Annotated in this window: 13 protein-coding genes and 1 pseudogene; 4 read left to right on the forward strand and 10 right to left on the reverse strand. The window is 70.1% G+C overall.

What is annotated here, in order from left to right:
• Window positions 1-402 precede the first annotated feature (402 nt).
• Window positions 403-1,410 (reverse strand): stage II sporulation protein M, encoded by a 1,008-nt coding sequence (locus IF78_RS0128825; protein WP_031481217.1) that lies wholly within the window; start codon window positions 1,408-1,410, stop codon window positions 403-405.
• A gap of 130 nt (window positions 1,411-1,540) precedes the next feature.
• Here IF78_RS0128825 and IF78_RS0128830 point away from each other — a divergent pair, with 130 nt between their 5' ends.
• The gene (locus tag IF78_RS0128830; RefSeq protein ID WP_031481218.1) at window positions 1,541-2,590 is read left to right on the forward strand and encodes an RDD family protein; all 1,050 of its coding nucleotides are present in this window, start codon (window positions 1,541-1,543) and stop codon (window positions 2,588-2,590) included.
• A 133-nt stretch (window positions 2,591-2,723) separates the two neighbouring features.
• On the opposite strand, the gene IF78_RS0128835 is transcribed toward IF78_RS0128830, so the two are convergent.
• Both IF78_RS0128835 and ahcY read right to left on the reverse strand, forming a co-directional pair.
• Window positions 2,724-3,338 (reverse strand): hypothetical protein, encoded by a 615-nt coding sequence (locus IF78_RS0128835; RefSeq protein ID WP_031481219.1) that lies wholly within the window; start codon window positions 3,336-3,338, stop codon window positions 2,724-2,726.
• A 265-nt stretch (window positions 3,339-3,603) separates the two neighbouring features.
• The gene (gene ahcY / locus IF78_RS0128840) at window positions 3,604-5,061 is read right to left on the reverse strand and encodes an adenosylhomocysteinase (RefSeq protein ID WP_031481220.1); all 1,458 of its coding nucleotides are present in this window, start codon (window positions 5,059-5,061) and stop codon (window positions 3,604-3,606) included.
• 515 nt (window positions 5,062-5,576) lie between these two features.
• On the opposite strand from ahcY, the gene IF78_RS0128845 reads away from it, so the two are divergent.
• Window positions 5,577-7,676 carry a fructose-specific PTS transporter subunit EIIC gene (locus tag IF78_RS0128845; RefSeq protein ID WP_031481221.1) on the forward strand — a complete coding sequence of 700 codons (2,100 nt, stop codon included), beginning with the start codon at window positions 5,577-5,579 and terminating at the stop codon, window positions 7,674-7,676.
• A 111-nt stretch (window positions 7,677-7,787) separates the two neighbouring features.
• On the forward strand, window positions 7,788-8,486 hold the full coding sequence (lepB, locus tag IF78_RS0128850) for a signal peptidase I (RefSeq protein ID WP_324617270.1): 699 nt from the start codon (window positions 7,788-7,790) through the stop codon (window positions 8,484-8,486).
• A 69-nt stretch (window positions 8,487-8,555) separates the two neighbouring features.
• Here lepB and IF78_RS0128855 read toward each other — a convergent pair whose 3' ends face one another.
• From IF78_RS0128855 to IF78_RS0128885, 7 genes and pseudogenes are all read right to left on the reverse strand, one after another.
• Entirely contained in the window at window positions 8,556-9,536 is a 981-nt protein-coding gene (locus IF78_RS0128855; protein ID WP_031481223.1) for a cation diffusion facilitator family transporter, read from the reverse strand.
• A gap of 197 nt (window positions 9,537-9,733) precedes the next feature.
• Window positions 9,734-10,885, reverse strand: a complete 1,152-nt coding sequence (gene manA, locus IF78_RS0128860; RefSeq protein ID WP_031481224.1) for a mannose-6-phosphate isomerase, class I — start codon at window positions 10,883-10,885, stop codon at window positions 9,734-9,736.
• Window positions 10,886-11,006: 121 nt separating this feature from the next.
• On the reverse strand, window positions 11,007-12,134 hold the full coding sequence (locus IF78_RS0128865) for an SIS domain-containing protein (protein WP_031481225.1): 1,128 nt from the start codon (window positions 12,132-12,134) through the stop codon (window positions 11,007-11,009).
• A gap of 401 nt (window positions 12,135-12,535) precedes the next feature.
• Window positions 12,536-12,706 carry a Trm112 family protein gene (locus IF78_RS46570; protein WP_078662629.1) on the reverse strand — a complete coding sequence of 57 codons (171 nt, stop codon included), beginning with the start codon at window positions 12,704-12,706 and terminating at the stop codon, window positions 12,536-12,538.
• Between the two features lie 322 nt (window positions 12,707-13,028).
• Window positions 13,029-14,393: a phosphomannomutase/phosphoglucomutase gene (locus tag IF78_RS0128875; RefSeq protein ID WP_031481226.1), complete on the reverse strand. Its 1,365-nt coding sequence runs from the start codon at window positions 14,391-14,393 to the stop codon at window positions 13,029-13,031.
• Between the two features lie 114 nt (window positions 14,394-14,507).
• A pseudogene (locus tag IF78_RS50935) lies at window positions 14,508-15,616 on the reverse strand (L-lactate permease).
• 205 nt (window positions 15,617-15,821) lie between these two features.
• Window positions 15,822-16,199: a DUF3499 domain-containing protein gene (locus tag IF78_RS0128885; RefSeq protein ID WP_031481227.1), complete on the reverse strand. Its 378-nt coding sequence runs from the start codon at window positions 16,197-16,199 to the stop codon at window positions 15,822-15,824.
• Between the two features lie 343 nt (window positions 16,200-16,542).
• Between IF78_RS0128885 and IF78_RS0128890 the strand changes: the two genes are divergently transcribed.
• Complete coding sequence (locus IF78_RS0128890) at window positions 16,543-16,992, forward strand: metallopeptidase family protein (protein ID WP_107050031.1); 450 nt, start codon at window positions 16,543-16,545, stop codon at window positions 16,990-16,992.
• Window positions 16,993-17,005 lie beyond the last annotated feature (13 nt).

Here is a 17,005-nt window from a genome sequence, read left to right on the forward strand (position 1 = left end):
GCACGCTGTTGAGTTCTCAAGGAACGGACGCTTCCTTTGTACTCACCCTCTCGGGCTTTCCTCCGGGCGCTTCCCTTCGGTCTTGCGTTTCCGACTCTATCAGATCTTTTCTCGATCCGATTTCCTCGGCGCTTTCCAGGTTCTCGCTTTCGCGTTTCCCTTTCCGGCGGTTCCGACTTTATCAGAAGTTCCGGACCGGACTGACCGGCCACTCATTTCCGAATCATCGGGAGGGGCTTCTTGGGAATCGATGTTCCACTGAAGCAGATAGATGCTCACTCGGCCCGGCTGGACTAGGTCCATCTCCAGGCAACTGTTCAAATCTACCTCCCCAGTCGCTCCGTGTCAACGGCTCTTGTGGGGCGAAGAGGAGACTAGCAGTTCAACGGGTGTGTCCGCACATCAGGCCGCTGTTGGAACGGCAGCGCTGCGCTCGGCCGCCTCGACGTCGCCCGTCTCTCCGGCTCGGGCAGCACGGCCACCGAGGACGTAGACGTATGCGAGGAAGGCAAGCTCTGCGACGACACCGATGGTGATGCGCGCCCATGTCGGCAGGCCCGACGGGGTGACGAAGCCTTCGATGGCACCCGAGACGAAGAGGACCAGAGCGAGGCCTATCGCCATGCCGATCGCGGCTCGGCCTTCCTCGGCGAGGGCTGTGCGTCGGGTGCGGGGGCCGGGGTCTATGAGAGTCCAGCCAAGGCGCAGGCCGGTGCCGGCTGCTACGAAGACCGCGGTCAGCTCGAGGAGACCGTGCGGCAGGACAAGGCCGAGGAAGGTGTCCAGGCGTCCCGCCGAGGACATCAGACCGAAGCCGACAGCGAGGTTGAGCATGTTCTGGAAGAGGATCCAGAGGACCGGGAGGCCGAGGAAGACGCCCAGGATCAGGCAGAGGGCGGCGGCCCAGGCGTTGTTCGTCCAGACCTGGGCGGCGAAGGAGGCCGCGGGGTGGCTGGAGTAGTACGTCTCGTACTGGCCGCCGGGGCGGGTGAGCTCGCGAAGTTCGTTGGGGGCCGCGATGGTCGCCTGCACTTCGGGGTGGGTGCCGATCCACCAGCCCAGGAGGGCTGCGACGAGGGTGGAGAGGAGTGCTGTGGGTACCCACCAGTGGCGCGAACGGTAGACCGCGGCTGGGAAACCGTGGGCGAGGAAGCGGGTGACGTCGCGCCACGAGGCGCGTCGTGTGCCTGTCACGGCACTGCGCGCGCGTGCCACCAGCTGGCTGAGCCGGCCCGTCAACTGGGGATCGGGGGCGCTGGACTGGATCAGGGAGAGGTGGGTGGCGGTGCGCTGGTAGAGGGCGACGAGTTCGTCGGCCTCTGCGCCGGTGAGACGGCGCTGGCGCCCGAGCAGGGCTTCGAGGCGGTCCCACTCGGCTCGGTGGGCGGTGACGAAGACGTCGAGGTCCATCTGCTTTCCTGCTCCCCGGCTGTTCGTCGGCGACTCGTCGTGGATGTCAGCTTGTCGTACTGCGGCGCGATGCGCCCTCAGCTTGGCAGACTGGCCATTCGAGGGGCAGGTCAGGGGAAGGATGGACGGTGTGAGTGAGCTGGTCACGGGTGAGGCGGTGGCCCTTGAGTTGCGCCCCGCGAAGCTGCCCAGCAGGGCGCTGGCCGTCCTGGTCGATCTGGCGGTGGCCGTGATCGCCTATATCGCCGTGACCATTGGCGTAGTAGCTGCCACCGCCTCTCTGGACGAGGCTGCGCAGACCGCGCTGTCGATCGCGACGTTCGTCCTACTGCTGGTCGGCGGGCCGATCGCGGTGGAGACGCTCAGCCATGGGCGTTCGCTCGGGAAGTTGGCGTGCGGGCTGCGGGTGGTTCGTGACGACGGCGGGCCGATCCGGTTCCGGCACGCGCTGGTTCGGGGTCTCATCGGTGTGATCGAGATTCTGATGACGCTCGGAGTCGTCGCCGTCATCGCTTCACTGGTGTCCGCGCGCGGGCGGCGGCTCGGTGATGTCTTCGCCGGGACTCTTGTCGTGCGGGAACGCGTGCCCCTCGCGCGGACGGGCTTCGTTCCCCCGCCTCCGCCCTGGTTGGCCGGACGGTTCTCGGGGCTTGATCTGTCTGCGGTTCCCGATGGGCTGTGGCTCGCGATTCGCCAGTACCTGACGCGCATGCAGCAACTGGACCCCCAGGTCGGTTGGAGGATGGCGGAACAGCTCGCGACGGACCTCGCGGCGCGGACGGGTACCCCGGCGCCTCAGGGCGTGCCGCCGGCCGCGTATCTGGCGGCTGTTCTGCAGGAACGGCAGACGCGAGAGGCTCGGCGCGCCTTCGGGAACGGGCCGGGGTCGGGTCGGGCGGCTGCTGGTGTCGGTGCTGTGGGTGGTGCCGGCGCTGTGGTGAGCGGGGCGGGGCCTGCCGCTGGTGCACCGGGTCCGTACGGCCCGCCGGTCGTCCCACCCGGCGCTGTGCCTCCGCCGGGCGCGTACGGCGTGGGGGCTGCTGCGGTCGGCGGTCAGCTGGGAGTGGGACCGGTAGTGGATCGTTCCCCCGTACCGCAGGACGTCGTAGAGCAGGCCCCGGCGCCGCAGGACGCGTCATCGGCCGATGGTCCCGCCACCGGGTTCGTGCCACCGGCGTAGGTCTTCTCCTCCCTCCAAGCGCATCGCCGCGACGGACTTGCGGTCGCGCGGTCCAACCCGACCGTGCGATCTTCCTGACTCCTCGGTCCGCTCCCCAACCGGCTCTCCCATCGACCCATCTGCGCGGCCTCGCTCAAGCGAACGTGGACGGCGGCGATTCCAGGTCCTCCAGTTCGAGGCCGGGGGCCGCCAGGACCACGTCGCCCGCGATGTGTACGGCGTGCTGCTCGCCCGTGTCCAGGGCTGTGACCTGGTATTCGTCCACGGTCAGGGGGGTGTTGTCAGTGGCGTGTGTTTCTCTGTTCACCAAGGCCCAGGACTGGTCCACGGTGCGCGGGGCGAGGACCGGGTCCGTGAAGGCCACAAGGCGTACCCGGGTTGCCGAGGCGGAAGGGGTGAGGCGCAGGAGACGAGTGGTGGCGATGAGGAACGCCGGGGATGTGCCGGTGAAGGCATGGGCGCGCACATTGCCTTCGGTGGCGTGAGCCCCGGTGGGGTCGGTACGGACCCAGGTGACGCCGTCGAGGGCGGCACCGCGTACCTGCCAGCCGCCGGCGTGGAGTTCGAGACGGATGGGGCGGCCGAGTTCGTCCAGGGCGAGGTCGACGGAGCCGCTGTGATCGCCCGCGGGAGTGGTCAGCTGGGAGACGTAGCGCCAGCCGGAAGGGCCGGGGGCGCAGTGGAAGTGCTCTTCTGCGAGGGGGGTGTGATCGTGCGGATCGTGGAGCGAATATCGGCCGCGGGGCATCGGGGTCCTGGGGCTTGACGGGTTGGTCCGGTTACACGGCCGACGGGCCGCATGAGCCAAAGGGGCAGGCCCCCGGCACGGGGGTGCGGGGGCCTGCCTCTGAGGACGTGCTGCTGAAGGACGCGCCAGTGCACGGGCGCGCCCGCCGGGAGCCATCGTGCGGACCGCGCTCGCCGGAGGTTGCCGTACGCCGTACGAATTCCGTCGCACGGCAACCTGGCTCACACCGTTCGGCGCCGACTGGTCGGTCCGGTGACGGTTCGGCTCAGTAGCGGTAGTGGTCCGGCTTGTACGGGCCCTCGACCTCGACGCCGATGTACGCGGCCTGCTCGGGGCGGAGCGTCGTCAGCTTCACGCCGAGCGAGTCCAGGTGGAGGCGGGCGACCTTCTCGTCCAGGTGCTTGGGCAGCGTATACACACCGGTCGGGTAGGCGTCGGGCTTGGTGAACAGCTCGATCTGGGCCAGCGTCTGGTCCGCGAAGGAGTTGGACATCACGAACGACGGGTGGCCGGTGGCGTTGCCCAGGTTCAGCAGGCGCCCCTCGGACAGGACGATGATCACCTTGCCGTCGGGGAAGGTCCAGGTGTGGACCTGGGGCTTCACCTCGTCCTTGACGATGCCCGGGATCTTCGCGAGGCCGGCCATGTCGATCTCGTTGTCGAAGTGGCCGATGTTGCCGACGATGGCCTGGTGCTTCATCTTGGCCATGTCCGAGGCCATGATGATGTCCTTGTTGCCGGTCGTGGTGATGAAGATGTCGGCCTTGTCGATGACCTCGTCGAGGGTCGTGACCTGGTAGCCGTCCATCGCCGCCTGGAGGGCGCAGATCGGGTCGATCTCGGTGACGATCACGCGGGCGCCCTGCCCGCGCAGGGACTCCGCGCAGCCCTTGCCCACGTCGCCGTAGCCGCAGACGACCGCGGTCTTGCCGCCGATGAGGACGTCGGTGGCGCGGTTGATGCCGTCGATCAGGGAGTGACGGCAGCCGTACTTGTTGTCGAACTTCGACTTGGTGACGGCATCGTTGACGTTGATCGCCGGGAACAGGAGGGTGCCGTCGCGCTGCATCTCGTACAGGCGGTGGACGCCGGTCGTGGTCTCCTCGGTCACGCCGCGGATCTCGGACGCCAGCTGGGTCCACTTCTGGGGGTTCTCCCCCAGGGTGCGGTGGAGCAGTTGGAGGATGACGCGGTGCTCGTCGGACTCGGCGGTCTCGATGGCCGGGACCTGGCCGTCCTTCTCGTACTCGACGCCCTTGTGGACGAGGAGGGTGGCGTCACCGCCGTCGTCCAGGATCATGTTCGGGCCGCCGGTGGGGGTGTTCGGCCAGGTCAGGGCCTGCTCCGTGCACCACCAGTACTCCTCCAGGGTCTCGCCCTTCCAGGCGAAGACCGGGACGCCCTGCGGGTTGTCCACCGTGCCGTTCGGGCCGACGGCGATGGCGGCGGCCGCATGGTCCTGGGTGGAGAAGATGTTGCAGGACGCCCAGCGGACCTCGGCGCCCAGGGCGACCAGGGTCTCGATGAGGACGGCGGTCTGCACGGTCATGTGCAGGGAGCCGGTGACGCGGGCGCCGGCCAGGGGCTGCGCCTCGGCGTACTCCTTGCGGATCGCCATCAGGCCGGGCATCTCGTGCTCGGCGAGGGTGATCTCCTTGCGGCCGAACTCGGCCAGGGAGAGGTCGGCGACCTTGAAGTCCTGTCGGTTCTCGACAGTCGTCATTGCGAGCTGCTCCTCGGGGTTGGGTCGAGGGTGGGTACGGCTGGTCTGCGCGGCGGCGGTAACCGGGGTGCCCGAAGAGGACACAGGCATGCCCGCGTACGCGCAGCGCAGTCCGTCGGAGGCCCTCTCTCCCTCGGTCGGTCCGTGTCGGGACCGCCCGACCGCCATCAGCAGCGACGTCTGGCTCTGTCCCAAGCTACACCGGGAGGTCCGGGCGGCCCCAGTCCGCCTACGTACGGATCGCGCCATCAAGGGGCTGTGGGCGGTTGGGGCGAGGTTTGTTCATGGGGTGGTGGCGGGTGGGTGGCGTCGAGTGTGGGGGCGATGGGCGGGAGCGATAACAGGACACCAACGAACGGCCGCCAGGAGGCGGCGAACCGGGATTATTAGGGATCTTCGGGCCTTTGAGCCTGCGGCTAGGTGGTGCAGGATGCCCAGGAGATCTGAACAACTGATCGATCTTGCGGAGCGTCCGGGACGGCGATTCCGCATGACAAAGGCGTTAGGAGATCGATGTGACCAGTCCGGCCGGCCCTCCCCCCACGGGCAGCGGCGGTGGCGAGCGGAAGCGGTTGAAGCTGCTCGCGGTGACCGCGTGCCCGACCGGCATCGCCCATACGTACATGGCGGCTGAGAAGCTCGCGCAGGCGGGCGAGAGCCACGGTATCGACATGAAGGTGGAGACCCAGGGATCCATCGGGGCTGAAAATGTTCTCGATGACAACGATGTCAAAACCGCCGACGGCATCATCGTCGCCGCGGACAAGGACGTGGACCTGAGCCGTTTCGTGGGCAAGCGGGTCCTCACCGTCGGGGTGACGGAGGGCATTCACCACCCGGAGCGGTTGATCGAGCAGGTGCTGTCGGCGCCCGTGCACACGGCAGGGGGCGCCCCCACGGCCTCCGCGGCCGGCCGTGGCAAGGAGCGGAGCGTCGGGTACAAGGCGTTGATGAACGGGGTCAGTTACATGATCCCGTTCGTCGTGGTCGGCGGACTGTTGATCGCGATCTCGCTCTCGCTCGGCGGGCACACGGACCCGTCCGGCGGTCTGGTCATCCCGAAGGACTCCTTCTGGATGGACGTGAACAACATCGGCGTCATCGGCTTCACGCTGATGGTGCCGATCCTGTCCGGCTACATCGCGTATGCGATCGGGGACCGCCCCGCCCTCGTGCCCGGCATGATCGGTGGCTGGATCGCCAACACCGGTGAGCTGTACGACTCCAAGGCCGGGGCGGGCTTCATCGGGGCGATCGTGACCGGCTTCCTCGCCGGGTACCTGGTGCTGTGGATCAAGAGGGTCAAGGTCCCGAAGTTCGTGCAGCCGATCATGCCGATCATCGTGATCCCGATCGTGGCGACCACGGCGCTCGGGCTGTTCTTCATCTACGTCATCGGCAAGCCGATCTCCTGGGTGTTCGAGCATCTGACCAGCTGGCTGAGTGGGATGACGGGCACCAGCGCCGTTCTGCTCGGCGCGATCCTCGGGCTCATGATCGCGTTCGACATGGGCGGGCCGGTCAACAAGACGGCGTTCCTGTTCGGTGCCGGGCTCATCGCGACCGGCAACCAGACGGTCATGGGCATGTGCGCGGCCGCGATCCCCGTCATGCCGCTGGGTCAGGGCCTGGCCACGCTGATACGGAAGCGGCTGTACACCGAGCAGGAGCGGGAGACGGGGCTCGCCTCGCTCTTCATGGGCTGCTTCGGTATATCCGAGGGAGCGATCCCGTTCGCCGCGGCGCGACCCGCGCAGGTCATCCCCGCCAACATGCTGGGCGGCGCGGTCGCCGGCGCCATCGCCGGGATCGCGGGCGTCGAGGACGCGGTGCCGCACGGCGGGCCGATCGTGGCCGTGCTGGGCGCGGTGAGCGGCGTGCCGATGTTCTTCGCGGCCGTGGTGATCGGCTCGGTCGTCACGGCGCTGACCACGGTCGCCCTGGTCGACCTGCGTGAGCGCGGGCGGCGTGGGGAGGCGTTCGCCGACACGGGTACGGCCGGACCCGCGCCGGCGCCCGCGCTGGTCGGGGCGGCGGGTGTCGGAGCGCCGGGGACCGGTGCCGACGGTGCGGTGCCGGGTGCCGGGGCCGTCGTAACGCAGCGGGGCGTACGTGAGCCGGAGGCTGTCGACGTCGCCGGTGCCGGTGACGTTCCGGGCGGGGTTCTCTCGGGCTATCTCACCGAGCGGACCGTGAAGGTCGAACTCGACGCCGCCGACAAGGAGTCCGCGATCCGGGAGATGGCGGGGCTGCTCGCGCGTACCGGCAGGGTCGCGGATGTGGACGAGTTGGTGGCGACCGCGCTGCGGCGGGAGGCGCAGGGGACCACGGGTCTCGGTGAGGAGATCGCGATTCCGCATGCCAAGACGGATGCGGTCACCGCACCGGTCGTCGGTTTCGCGCGGTCCGCGGAGGGCGTCGAGTGGGGCTCGCCGGACGGTACGAAGGCGAGGCTGGTGTTCATGATCGCCGTACCGGAGGCGGCCGCGGGTGACGAGCATCTGCGGATTCTGGCGCTGCTGTCGCGGAAGTTGATGGACGCGGGGTTCCGGGAGCGGTTGCTGGCCGCGTCGGATGCGTCGTCCGTCCTCGGAGTACTGCGCGAAGTCGGGTAGCCGCGCGAAGCCGGGTAACCACGCGATCGGGTCAGTGTCCGTACGGGGGGCGCGGGCCCGCATCGCACGTTCACAGACGCCCGCTACTCTCAGCGCCCGCGGATGGGCCGCATGGGGAGGAACGAGATGTCGGGCAAGGGGCGGGGACTGGGGATCGCAGCCATCGTGGTGGGGCTGGTGGGGTTGTTGCTGGGGCTTGGCGGTCTCGGCTATGCCCGGCAGGCCTTCGGTGGCTCCGTCGTGTCGAGCGACAGCATGACGCCGACGTACGGGCCGGGCGACCGGATCTTCTACGAGCGGATCGACGGAAGCGAGGTGCGGCCCGGGGATGTCGTGCTGCTCTCGGCGCCGGACCGGTACGGCTTCGACGGTCTGGTGATGATGCGGGTCATCGGCGCGGGCGGCGACCGCGTGGCGTGCTGCACCGGGGAGGGAGCGGGTGCGCGCGTCACCGTGAACGGGAAGCCGCTCGAGGAGCCGTATGTGAAGGGCGGGGACGTGCACGGCGGGTACCCCGCGCGTTACGACGTGGAGGTTCCCGACGGGCGGCTGTTCATGCTGGGCGACCACCGCGCGAACTCGCGTGACTCGCGGGCCTTCCTCGACGATCAGGGCGGGACGCTTCCGGTGTCCGCGATCCGGGGAAGGGTGATCGACGACTACACCGTGCCGGCGGTACTCGGAACGGCGATGGTGCTCGGCGTGGTGCTGGTGCTCGTCGGCGTCGGGCTGGGGATCGCCGCCCTCGTCGTGCGACGGAGGGCACGGGCCATGGTGCCGCCCCCGCCGCCATGGGCGGTGCAGGTCTGAGGAAGCGGCCGCAGGACAAGGCCGAGGGGCCCGCCGGGATTCCGGCGGGCCCCTTCTGTGTCAGTCGGGTCAGTGCTCGTCACCATGCGATGCCGGTCCCCCGGGCGTCGCGTCGCGGTCGGCGCCCTTGGCTGCCTCGGCCTCGCTGTAGATGTCGGGCTCGAGGTAGATGACGCGGGCGATCGGTACGGCCTCGCGGATGCGGGCCTCGGCGGCGTCGATGGCGGCGGCGATCTCGGCGGCCGTGGCCTCGCGCCGGACGGCGATCTTGGCGGCGACCAGGAGTTCCTCGGGACCGATGTGCAGCGTGCGCATGTGGATGATGCGGGTGACCGCCTCGCCGTCGACGACGGCGGCCTCGATCTTCTGGACCTCCTCGACACCCGCGGACTCGCCGAGCAGCAGCGACTTGGTCTCGATGGCCAGGACGACCGCGATCAGGACGAGCAGGACGCCGATGCAGATGGTGCCGATGCCGTCCCAGACACCGTCGCCGGTGATCAGGGCCAGGCCGACGCCACCCAGGGCGAGGATCAGGCCGACCAGCGCGCCGAGGTCCTCCAGGAGGACGACGGGCAGCTCAGGGGCCTTGGCGTGGCGGACGAACTCTTTCCAGGACTTCCTGCCCCGCAGGACGTTGGACTCCTTGATGGCCGTCCGGAAGGAGAACGTCTCGGCGATGATCGCGAAGACGAGCACGCCGACCGGCCAGTACCAGTGCTCGATCTCGTGCGGGTGCTTGATCTTCTCGTAGCCCTCGTAGAGGGCGAACATGCCGCCGACCGAGAACAGGATGATCGAGACGAGGAAGGCGTAGATGTAACGCTCGCGGCCGTAACCGAAGGGGTGCTGCGGGGTCGCCTCGCGCTGCGCCTTCTTGCCGCCGACCAGCAGCAGGGCCTGGTTGCCGGAGTCGGCGAGCGAGTGCACGCCCTCGGCGAGCATCGACGACGAACCGCTGAACGCGAACGCCACGAACTTCGATGCCGCGATCGCGAGGTTGGCGGCGAGTGCCGCCACGATCGCCTTGGTACCGCCTGACGCGCTCATGTGTCGCGTTGTCCCTTCGCCTTCGTATGCGTGCGTACGCCGTGCAGGACGTCGCCTGTCAACGGGCGCTGTGTCAGAGGCTTCGCCCGTCGTCTGCCGCAGGCTTCGTCCGTCTTCGGCTTTGCCCGTCCTTTGCCGGTGGGCCATTGTTGCAGCCCGGTCCGACAACGGCGCGCCGGGTCGTCGGATGGCCTCGGTCAGGCGACGACCGTGGCCCGGAAGACCGTACCGGCCCCGGACACTTCGGCCTTTTCGCCCGCCGGGACGAAGACGGAGCCGCCGGGCGTCAGTTCGTGCTCCCCCGCGCGGACGGAACCCGCGGTGCACAGCAGGATCTGCGGGGTCGCGCGCGTGAGGTCGTGGGCGGCGGTGCCCTCCGGGAGGACGTACCGGGACAGGCGGAACTCGTCGATCGGGGTCTCGTAGACCTCCTCGCCGTCCGGGGACGCCTCCGGGCGCAGCACACCCGGGTCACTCGCTTCGAAGCGGACGATGCGCAGGAGTTCGGGGACGTCGACGTGCTTGGGGGTGAGGCCGCAGCGCAGGACGTTGTCGGAGTTGGCCATGATCTCGACGCCGAGGCCGTTGAGGTAGGCGTGCGGGATGCCGGCGCCGAGGTACAGGGCCTCGCCGGGCTGCAGGCGGACGTAGTTGAGGAGCATCGCGGCGATGACGCCGGAGTCGCCGGGGTAGTGGTGGGCGATGTCGGCGTACGGGGCGTAGGCGCCGCCGAGGCGGGAGCAGGCGGCCGCGGCCTCGGCGACGGTGCTTGCCATGTCGTCCGGGTCGGCGGTGAGGATCGCGGTGAGCACCTCGCGCAGGGCCGCGTCCTCGGGGTGCGCGTGCAGCAGGTCGACGTACGGCTTGAGGGAGTCGACACCGAGGCCGTCGAGCAGGTCGGCGGCCTCGACGGGGTCGCGGAAGCCGCACAGGCCGTCGAACTCGGTGAGCGCGCAGATCAGTTCGGGCTTGTGGTTGGCGTCCTTGTAGTTGCGGTGGCCCGCGTCCACGGGGATGTTGCGCCGCTCCTCGTCCTCGTAACCCTCCTTGGCCTGCTCCAGGTTGGGGTGCACCTGGAGGGAGAGCGGGGCGCCGGCGGCGAGGATCTTGAGGAGGAAGGGCAGGCGGGGGCCGAACTTCGCCACGGCCGCGGCGCCGAGCTCGCGCTCCGGGTCGGCCTCGATGACCTCGACGAGCGTCCCGCGCGCGGTGCGCGAGGGTGCGCCCGGGTGTGCGCCCATCCACATCTCCGCCTGCGGTTCGCCGGTCGGCTCGACTCCGAGGAGCTTCGGGATCGCGGTGGTGGAACCCCAGGCGTAGGGGCGGACGGTGTTGTCGAGGCGGTCCATGCGGTTGTCTGCCTGCTCTCTGTGCGGACGGCGTGGGTTCTCTTCGGGTAGGACGCGGGTTCGCCTTGTGTACGACTGCCGGTTCCTTGTGCGTACGGCTGCCAGGGCGCCCTGGGATAGATCAGGCTCCCGAGGCGAGCGCCAGGTAAACGGCGGCGAAATCCGTGATGGCGATCAGTTCCGCGAGCGTCTCGAGTTCGCCGCCGGCCTCCGGCTCCAGTTCGCTGATCGGCGTGTCATGGCTCAGGGCCAGGTCGCGGGCGGCGGGCGCGGCGGTGATTCCGCCGATCGGGCGGTCGCGCAGCAGCAGCACGCGCGCGTGCAGTGCCGGTGTCTCCTCCACGCGGTCGCGGAAGAAGTCGTCCGGGTCGGCGCTCGCGGCGAGCCGGCCGGCGAGCAGGGCGCTGTGCGAGGCGAGTGCCTCGGGCAGTTCGGCGACGAGAGCGGGGTGGCCGGAGAGCTCGGCGAGCGCGGCGGCGAAACGGCGGCCGGCCGGGCCGGCGGAGACGCCCTCGGTCCAGATCAGGGGAAGCGCGTCGGCGAGTTCGGCCGCCAGGGTCTTGGCGGGGTTGCTGTACGTCGCGATGGCGGGGCCGCAGCGTTCGGCGATGTGGTCGAGGCGGTCGGCGATCTTCTCGAGGGCCTCGGGCGGGGCGGCGAGCAGGCCGGTGCGGTCCAGGAGCGCCAGGAGCGGGGTGAGCAGCGCCCACAGGACGCCGGGGGCGGAGGCGGCGAGGGGTGTGTCCTGCTCGTAGGGGGCGGTCGCCATCGGGACGAACAGGCCGTGGTTGTCGTGCACCGCTTCGGTGAGCGGGGAACGGGCGGGGGCCACGGCGACGACCGTGCAGCCGCGGCGGTACGCCTGCTCGGCGAGGAGGCTCAGGCCGGGTTCGCTGCCGTCGGGGGTGGCGATCAGCACCAGGTCCACGGAACCGGCCCAGCCCGGCAGCTCCCAGCGCAGGGCGCCCGCCGCGGGGGCGACGCCGGAAGGAGCCAGTCGGGTGACCGGGCTGGTGGCGCCGGCGAGTGTGCCGAGGAGATCGGCGACGCAGGTGGCGGCGGCGCCGGGGCCCGCGATCAGGATGGCGCGGGGGCGGCCGTCGGGCTTGAGGTCGTTGACGCCGGCCTCGGCGGCGTGCCGGGCGGCGGTGCGGACGCGGGCGCCTGCCTCGGCCGCGCCGCGGAGCAGGGCGCGGTGGTCGGCCTCGGCGAGCGCCTCCGGCGCGTCGAGCAGCGATTCGTCGAGCATGGGCGACAGCCTCCGATCGCCGGGTCTTGTGGGGCGGGGCGGGTGTCTTGCGCGGGTGTGTTCGCCGGGGGGTGCTCGGTGGCGGGCGGCTTTGGAGTGGGTTTGCTTGGGGTGGGGGTTGTGCCGCCGGTTTGCGGATGTGGGTGCGGGTGCCCGTTTAACAGGTGCTGGTAGCGGTTTGCGAGTGCCGGTTCGTGGGTGCGGGTTGCGGTGGCCGGTCGTCTTCGCTTCGGTGACTGTGGCGTCCGGCCAGTGGTTGTGGCGTCTTTGCGAGGGTGGCCGTGGCGTATCCGCGCCGGTGGCTGGGGCGTGTTCATGCCGGTGGTCATGGCGCCTCTACGACGGTGACCTTGGCGTCCTTACGCCGGTGGCCTCCGTACGCCGGTGGCCTTCGCCTCGCGTCATGCGGGGCGGCGGGCCTCGTCCACGAGCAGGACGGGGATGCCGTCGCGGACGGGGTACGCCAGGCCGCAGTCCTGGCCGGTGCAGATCAGCTCGGCGTCCTGCTCCTTGAGGGGGGCGTGGCAGGCCGGGCAGGCGAGGATCTCCAGGAGGGCGGCTTCCAGGGGCATGAGGGGTCCCTTCTGGGGTGGTTGGGTGCGGTACGTGCGTGTGTGCGGATGTGCCTGGTCAGCGTACCGCCGGTGGGGGCGGGGTGCCGGGGTTGGGCGGGGGAGGGGGTCTGGGGGGCGGGTGGGGGTGCGCGTTTGGTTTTCTCGCCCCCGCCGCCGCCCCTACCCGTCCCATCCTGAAGGGGTGCCGTCCCTTCGACCCCGGTCCCTTCTGGGGGCTGCCGCCCCCAGACCCCCGCTTCGGCCCCTAAAGGGCCTCGTCCTCGAACGCCGGACGGGCTGGGCGGTGCGGACCGGCGCCTAGAGGTGAGCTTGCTTGGGCTCAGCCTCTGATGATCCCCAACGCCTCGTCCCGCACCTTCGCCATCGTCGCCTCGTCCCGCGCCTCCGCGTTCAGGCGGAGCAGGGGTTCCGTGTTGGACGGGCGGACGTTGAACCACCAGTCGGCGGCCGTGACGGTCAGGCCGTCGAGTTCGTCCAGTTCCACGCCCTCCTGGCCCTCGTATGCGGCCTTGATGGCTGCCAGGCGGCCCGCCTGGTCGGCGACCGTGGAGTTGATCTCGCCGGAGCCGGCGTAGCGGTCGTACTGGGCGACCAGCGACGAGAGGGGGCCCTCCTGGCCGCCGAGGGCCGCGAGGACGTGGAGGGCGGCCAGCATGCCCGTGTCGGCGTTCCAGAAGTCCTTGAAGTAGTAGTGGGCGGAGTGCTCGCCGCCGAAGATCGCGCCGGTCCTGGCCATCTCGGCCTTGATGAAGGAGTGGCCGACGCGGGTGCGGACCGGGGTGCCGCCGTTCTCCTCGACGACTTCCGGCACCGACCAGGACGTGATCAGGTTGTGGATGATCGTGCCCTTGCCGCCGTGCTTGGCGAGCTCGCGCGAGGCGACCAGGGCGGTGATGGCGGACGGGGAGACCGGGGCGCCGTGCTCGTCGACGACGAAGCAGCGGTCGGCGTCGCCGTCGAAGGCGATGCCGAGGTCGGCCGATTCTTCGCGGACCCGCTTCTGGAGGTCCACGATGTTCGCCGGGTCCAGGGGGTTGGCCTCGTGGTTGGGGAAGGTGCCGTCCAGTTCGAAGTACATCGGGACGAGCGTGAGGGGGAGGCCGGCGAAGACCGTCGGCACCGTGTGCCCGCCCATGCCGTTGCCCGCGTCGACGACGACCTTCAGGGGGCGGATGGAGGTCAGGTCGACGAGGGAGCGGAGGTGGGCCGCGTAGTCCTCCAACGTGTCGCGCTGTGTGATCGTGCCCGTCCGCGCGGCCGGTTCCGGGGCGCCCGACTCGGACCAGCCCTCGACCAGTTCGCGGATCTGCGCGAGGCCGGTGTCCTGGCCGACCGGGGCGGCACCGGCGCGGCACATCTTGATGCCGTTGTACTGGGCTGGGTTGTGCGAGGCCGTGAACATCGCGCCCGGCAGGTTCAGCGCGCCCGAGGCGTAGTACAGCTGGTCGGTGGAGCACAGGCCGATCTCGGTGACGTCGACGCCCTGGGCCGCGGCTCCGCGCGCGAAGGCGCGGGACAGACCGGGCGACGAGGGCCGCATGTCGTGCCCGATCACGATCGCGCTCGCGGCGGTCACCTGGACGAAGGCGGCCCCGAAGAGCTCGGCCAGCGGCTCGTCCCACTGGTCGGGGACGACCCCGCGGACGTCGTACGCCTTCACGAGCTGTGACAGATCAGCGGCCACGGCCAACCCTCCTGAAAGTCCTGTCGGTCACCACAAACTACCCGCCCGCACTGACAGTGCGCTGTGTGCCCACTGAGTGGACCCCGAGCCGTAACCTCAAGGTCAGCGCGGACGTCAGGGCAGCATCCAGTCCAGCACCGGTGAACTCTGTCCGACCACGATCAGGCACATCACCAGCAGCAGGCCCAGACTCCACGGCAGCACCCGCCGCAGCAGGTCGCCCTCCCGGCCCGCGAGCCCCACGGCCGCGCACCCGATGGTGAGGTTCTGCGGCGAGATCATCTTGCCGAGCACACCACCTGAACTGTTGGCGGCGGCCAGGAGTTCCGGCGCCAGCCCCGATTCCCGAGCGGCCGTCACCTGCAGGGCGCCGAACAGCGCGTTGGCCGAGGTGTCCGACCCCGGACACGGCCACCCCGAACCAGCTGAGCACCGGTGACAGGAACGCCAGCCACGTCGGCGCTGTTCACTCGATCGAGTGGGAGTTGACTCAACTCCGTGGCAGCGATGCCAAGTTGGCCGCCCCAGCGCGCGAGCCCCTGAAGGCACAACTCCGGATGCGTCCGGTGGACCCGGTTGTACGGGGTGTCGACCACGCTAGGTGCGGGCGCAGTCAACGCCCCAGCTCCTCGCTCCGCGCCCCGGTCAGCACGGAGGCGCGTACGGCGTCGGCAGCGGGCACGCGCGCGCGGTACGGCGACCAGGGCGCCCGCACCGGCCAACGCGGCGCCGATGTCGGCGAGATGCGCGGAGACATAGTTCGAGGCGGCGAACTGTGCGACGGCGAAGGCGACTCCGCACACCACGGCGGGCACCCAGGTCTCCCGCAGCCCACGCCGCCCGTCCACGAGCCCGACCAGCACGAGCGGCACGGCCAGGGCCAGCAAGGGCGTCTGACGCCCCACCACGGAGGCAACGTCGTCCAGCGGAAGTCCGGTGACCTGAGCCAGTGTCACCACCGGTGTGCCCATCGCCCCGAAGGCCACGGGCGCGGTGTTGGCGACCAACGCGACGACCGCCGGTCATCCGGTACACCCACAGCGCGTTGACGACGATCCACAGGATGCGACCAGTACGGCCGCCAGGAGCCCCGTGAGCCCCGCCAGATGCGCCTTCATCCGGACCCCGCCCAGCAGGACGAGGACGATCACCAGCGGCAGTGCGGCAACGAGCGCGGACAGGCCGAGCGAGCCTGCGACGGGTTCCAGTTCCTGGACGTACACGGGCGCATCCCCAGATTCCGTCATGCGGAAAGCGATTTCTCGTTCCGGTATAACGGAATGGTCGTGTCCGCGCCAAGCGCGCGTCAATGCCTGTGCATCACTCAACGAAACGGATGCGCGAGGAAGGGCCGCACAGGCACAAGCAAGGACCCCCAAGGGGAAGGCCCCCACAAAGGGAGGACCCACAAAGAGGGGAAGCCGCCCGTCAGTTGTCGGGTGACCGCAGCACTCGCAGATGCCCCCGCCGCGCGACCTCCATCGGGTCGGCGCCGCGCGCCCCGCCGCCACCGGCCTGGGCCGCCCGCTCCTGCGGACGAGCCGCCTCACGCACGGCGTTGGCAAGCGCTTCCAGGTCATCGCCGCTCGGGCGGGCCGGAGCCGAGCCGTCCAGCAAGCGCACTACCTCCCACCCGCGCGGGGCGGTGAGGCGCTCGGAGTGCTCGGCGCACAGGTCGTAGCAGTGCGGTTCGGCGTAGGTGGCGAGCGGGCCGAGGACCGCCGTCGAGTCGGCGTAGACGTACGTCAGCGTCGCTACGGCGGGACGGCCGCAAGCGGTGCGCGAACAGCGACGTACAGGGCTCACGACGTTGGACGGTACCGCACTCTTGAGCGGGCCGCGACGACTCTCCCCCAGGCCACTCCCCCGTGTCGTGCTGTGAAACACCCCACACACCCCTTCCGTCCCACGGCACTGACCTGCGCGGAAGCCCGAGTCCGAGATCCCGAACGCGTTCCGAACCGGTCACCACTCGCTACAAACCCCAACAATTACCTCGAGCTCGCCGGTCTCGGAGAGAAGCGGAATCGAGCCCAACCTTGGCTGGAATGGTCATCTGCCGACATGCCGTACCAGCGGACGGACACCGCCCCGGCCACCACACGCCGCTCGGACACGCACCCGTCGCGAGGACTACCCTTCACCAGTGATGGACACCCCTGTACCGCCCCGTGCCGTCGGCCCCGGGCCCCGTCGCCGTGATCGTCACGGGCGGGGCATGCGCGGCCCGATCGCACCACCCCAGGTCCCCCTCGCTGCGAGCCGTGCCGACGCCTTCGCCGACCTCGTGCAGGACTCCGTGGAACGCCTCGAGCGCCGGTGGCCGCAGCTCGCCGACATCGATTTCCTGGTCCTCGAGGTGCCTCGGTTGGACGGCCCTGGCCGCACTTGGAACGACGAGGCGGTTCCTCTCGGCGGGACGATCCCTGCGCGCGAGGGGCGGCCGGCGCGGGTTGTCATCTACCGGCGGCCCGTGGAGATCCGTACCAAGGGGCGGGACGAGCGGGCTGCGCTGGTGCATGAGGTGGTCGTGGAGCAGGTGGCCGAGCTGTTGGGACTGACGCCGGAGACGGTGGACCCGCGGTACGGGGAGGACTGACGGCGTCGGCGTC

The sequence above is a fragment of the Streptomyces bicolor genome (assembly GCF_000719285.1).
Lineage (GTDB): Bacteria > Actinomycetota > Actinomycetes > Streptomycetales > Streptomycetaceae > Streptomyces > Streptomyces bicolor.

Coding starts and splice junctions, on each gene's coding strand:
- lepB (WP_324617270.1), top strand. CDS start 7,788: ATGGGGAGGAACGAGATGTCGGGCAAGGGGCGGGGACTGGGGATCGCA.
- manA (WP_031481224.1), bottom strand. CDS start 10,885: ATGGACCGCCTCGACAACACCGTCCGCCCCTACGCCTGGGGTTCCACC.
- IF78_RS46570 (WP_078662629.1), bottom strand. CDS start 12,706: ATGCCCCTGGAAGCCGCCCTCCTGGAGATCCTCGCCTGCCCGGCCTGC.
- IF78_RS0128890 (WP_107050031.1), top strand. CDS start 16,543: ATGGACACCCCTGTACCGCCCCGTGCCGTCGGCCCCGGGCCCCGTCGC.
- IF78_RS0128825 (WP_031481217.1), bottom strand. CDS start 1,410: ATGGACCTCGACGTCTTCGTCACCGCCCACCGAGCCGAGTGGGACCGC.
- ahcY (WP_031481220.1), bottom strand. CDS start 5,061: ATGACGACTGTCGAGAACCGACAGGACTTCAAGGTCGCCGACCTCTCC.
- IF78_RS0128855 (WP_031481223.1), bottom strand. CDS start 9,536: ATGAGCGCGTCAGGCGGTACCAAGGCGATCGTGGCGGCACTCGCCGCC.
- IF78_RS0128865 (WP_031481225.1), bottom strand. CDS start 12,134: ATGCTCGACGAATCGCTGCTCGACGCGCCGGAGGCGCTCGCCGAGGCC.
- IF78_RS0128835 (WP_031481219.1), bottom strand. CDS start 3,338: ATGCCCCGCGGCCGATATTCGCTCCACGATCCGCACGATCACACCCCC.